This is a genomic window from Heyndrickxia coagulans DSM 1 = ATCC 7050 (genome assembly GCF_000290615.1).
GTDB classification, from domain to species: Bacteria; Bacillota; Bacilli; order Bacillales; family Bacillaceae_C; genus Weizmannia; species Weizmannia coagulans.
On record NZ_ALAS01000140.1, the window covers coordinates 1 to 2,991 of the forward strand.

At 50.3% G+C, this 2,991-nt stretch carries 2 protein-coding genes and 1 pseudogene; 1 reads left to right on the forward strand and 2 read right to left on the reverse strand.

Annotated elements, in window-relative coordinates:
• Nucleotides 1-413: 413 nt before the first annotated feature.
• Both IC21_RS07425 and IC21_RS07430 read right to left on the reverse strand, forming a co-directional pair.
• The gene (locus IC21_RS07425) at nucleotides 414-1,457 is read right to left on the reverse strand and encodes a DUF2584 family protein (protein ID WP_230951727.1); all 1,044 of its coding nucleotides are present in this window, start codon (nucleotides 1,455-1,457) and stop codon (nucleotides 414-416) included.
• A gap of 15 nt (nucleotides 1,458-1,472) precedes the next feature.
• Entirely contained in the window at nucleotides 1,473-2,015 is a 543-nt protein-coding gene (locus IC21_RS07430) for a flavodoxin family protein (RefSeq protein ID WP_013860022.1), read from the reverse strand.
• 210 nt (nucleotides 2,016-2,225) lie between these two features.
• Here IC21_RS07430 and IC21_RS07435 point away from each other — a divergent pair.
• Nucleotides 2,226-2,581, forward strand: a pseudogene (locus IC21_RS07435) (FGGY family carbohydrate kinase); the annotation flags it as partial.
• Nucleotides 2,582-2,991 lie beyond the last annotated feature (410 nt).

The window sequence follows — 2,991 nt, forward strand, 5'->3', positions numbered from 1 at the left end:
CAGTTTTCGTTGGCTAGTAAAAGCAACGATAAGTCGAGAAGCCCCCACTTCAATCAAACCGTAAGGTTGATAAGTGGTGGGTAGTTCACTCGCTTCGGCCTGTTCCTTTTTCCAGCTTCAGAAGCCGGCCTTTTCTCTTACGATTAGTATTTTCAATCTTGCCCATTTCATCCCGAAAAACCAGGCTGACGGCGCACTTGCAAGGCGTGTGTTGCGTCTGCCAATATTCCGCCGCCGGATCCGTTTTTTCTCCGCGCTACTCGCAAGCTGATCCAGTTCCGTTCACCAGGCATTGCCCTTTGGCTGAATTCCGGCGTTCCCCGCAAAATCAGCCCGGCATTGCAGTTGTAAAATTCCCGTCCGCCCGTCCTGATAAACCAAACAAGCGCCGCGGATCATGGTGCGGCGCCTGTTTAATTCGGCGTGTTCAAAGAAACCAGTTCATAATGAACGATCGTTGTATTGTTTTCCCATTCCAGTTTGCGGATGACAGCGCTTCCGCTCGGCCCGTGTTCCTTCTTTTTCCGGATTTCAACCGGCGTATCAAGCGGATACACGCAGTAACCCGGTTGCTTCAGCAAAAAGAGGTTTTGCTCAATACGCTCTTCTTTCCCGTTCGTCACGAGCATCGTATCGAGTTCCATCGGCATTCCCATTCGGCTCACCTCCGTCGTTGCTTCTATTGTATCATGTGCGGAATGCCTTTTCATCCAAACGCTGGCATCATGGACAACCCGCCGGTTTACAGGCGGCGGGAAATGGTGGCCAAGCTCCGGGAAATACCATGTTTCAACCGGTTTTCCAAGTTGTTTGAGCCCGCGTTCGAGACGAATGGCGTGTTCCACGGACACATTTTGATCCTGCTCCCCGTGAATGATGAGAACGGGGCAACCAATTTGCCCGAGCTTATACAGCGGCGTCCGCACCCGGTACCGTTCTGGATATTTTTCCGGCGTGCCCCCGATCACGCGCTTCATCATTTTTCGCAAATCGACCCGTTCCGCATAACAAAGCGCAACATCCGAAACGCCGCCCCACGTGACAAGAGACGCGGCCGGCCGGGCTTGCGCGGTGCCGAGTGCCATGATGCCGCCGCGGGAAAATCCGAAAACGTGGACACGCCCGCTTACCCGCTCATGCTCCATCAATACGTCAAAGCCAAAATAGGCATCATGCATATCATCTCCGCCAAAGTCTTCATCGCCTTCCCCGCCCCGGTTGCCGCGGTAAAAAGGCGCGAAAACGATAAACCCTTCCGACGCAAACTCGCCGATCCTTGCAGGCCGCACCATGCCGACGCTTTTGATGCCGCCGCGCAAATATAAAAACCCGTCATAAATGCGCCCGTCATCCGGCTCTGCCAGCAACCCTTTCACTTTCAGGCCGTCCGACCAGTATGTCACCAGATACATGCGCACATGCGGATTCGGGGACGGAAAAAGCTGCTTTTCGATCACGGTCTTCAAATTACATCACCTTTTCAGTGTTTCGTTTAATTGATCCGCTGCAAAGATTGCCTCTTTATCATGTACAATATCGCCGGGTTTATTGCCCTCTCCAAGAATGTAACCGTCAAAACGCATGCCTAAAAAGCCGAAAATATATGCAAACTGCTGGATCAGCGGCAGCCCTTTGACACGCGGCATATCCCCGCCGGCTGCAATCACATAAATTTTTTTCTCCGACATTCTTTTTTTAAAGTCCGGAAACTGCGGATCCCGCAATGTTTGTGACCAGCGATCGATGAAGTTTTTCATCAGCCCCGACATCCCGTACCAGTAAATCGGCGTTGCAAAGATAATCGTATCGCACATTAAAATATGCTGGATGAGAATGCTATAATCATCCTCCACTTTTGAAAACCCTGAATCCGTGTGGCGTTTGTCTTCGACCGGAAGAATACGCGCATCTTTTAAATAAAAGCGCTCCACATGCATGCCTTCCACTGCGCGTTCCGCGAGCAGCTCTGTATTGCCGCGCGGGCGCGAACTTCCGTAAATCACTGCAATCGTCATGGCTGTAACCTCTTTTATCCATTTACTTTTTACTTTCTATGCCAGTATGTCGGCCACAGCCGGCGCCTGTCAAGCAATTCGGATTCCGGCGGTTTTCCAAAAAACTTTTAAAACCCGTGCGGTTTCAGTTAAAATAAAGGTATTGGAAAAAAACACTGAACTGTAAAAACTATTTTGAAGCAGCAGGTTCATATAGGAGATTGACTTTCGATGACCTATTATTTAGGCGTAGATATCGGTACAACATCAACAAAATCTGTTTTATTCGGCGAAAAAGGAAAAGTCATCAGCATGCACTATGCAGGCTATCCGCTTTACAGCCCGTCCCCCCAGGTCTCCGAGCAGCATCCGGATGATATTTTCCGCGCTGTCATTGACTCGATGAAAACAGCGATCGCCAAAAGCGGCGTTGATCCTTCCGAAATAAAACTCGTTTCGTTCAGTTCCGCAATGCACAGCCTGATTGCAGTGGACAAAGGCGGCAAACCGCTAACCAACTGCATCACCTGGGCTGACGCGCGTGCGGCAAAACGGGCGAAAAAATAAAGGATGAATGGCACGGCCATTCCGCTTTAAAATTTGCGAAGGACCGGCGTTTCAACTGGCCATGGACACGCGGCAAGCGATGGTATCCTGCTCATAAAAAAGGCTGCCCCTTTAGCTGTTTAAAGGGTGCAGCCTTTTTGAATATTGCCCCCGATCGCGGACAGAAATGTGCTTTCCCGGCCCCAGCCAGGAACAGGTTCAAACGCAACATCCCGATCCGGCTGGTCTCCGGCACCGTTCTCGTTTTATCTTTTCTCCCCCAACCCGGCAAAATAGATTTTTAATTGATTAGGCGTTCACACAATCAACTCACGCGGCATAGGCTGTAAAAAAGTCCAATGAGGAGCATTCCTGTAATGAAGGAAATTTGAGGTTTGCACAAAAAAGAGCCCCCCTGGTATGATACGAGGTGTCCAGAGCTTCAAAAGCA

What these genes read in the sequence shown, in the direction of transcription:
- IC21_RS07430 (WP_013860022.1), bottom strand. Translation starts at nt 2,015, where the DNA reads ATGACGATTGCAGTGATTTACGGAAGTTCGCGCCCGCGCGGCAATACA.